This window comes from Chromobacterium alticapitis (genome assembly GCF_002924365.1).
GTDB lineage: Bacteria > Pseudomonadota > Gammaproteobacteria > Burkholderiales > Chromobacteriaceae > Chromobacterium > Chromobacterium alticapitis.
In genome coordinates this window covers 1-292 of sequence record NZ_PQWB01000201.1, presented here as the reverse complement: position 1 = coordinate 292, position 292 = coordinate 1, and the positions used below count along the sequence as shown (strand labels likewise).

1 protein-coding gene is annotated in these 292 nt (G+C 71.9%); it reads right to left on the bottom strand.

Features of this window, described 5'->3' with window-relative positions; genetic code table 11:
• The coding region (locus C2I19_RS21395) for a beta-ketoacyl synthase N-terminal-like domain-containing protein (protein ID WP_146056924.1) at positions 1–292 on the bottom strand (292 nt) is incomplete at both ends.

Sequence of the window (292 nt, the reverse complement as noted above, 5' to 3'; positions counted from 1 at the left end):
GCCGCCGACGATGGCGATGCGGCAGTGGCCGGCGCGCAAGGCGAGCAGGCCGCGATGGATGGCGACGAGCGAGCTGGAGCAGGCGGTTTCGATGGGCTCGCTCGGGCCATGCAGATCGAGCAGGAAGCTCATGCGGTTCGGTCCGACGGAGGCGACGATGCCGGGGGCGCTGTATCCCTCGACGGGAACGCCGGCGCGATCGAGCAGGCTGGCGTAGCCGCTGGGGCCGGTGCCGATGAACAGGGCGGTGTCGCTGCCGGCGAGGCTGTGCGGGTTGTAGCCGGCGTCCTCG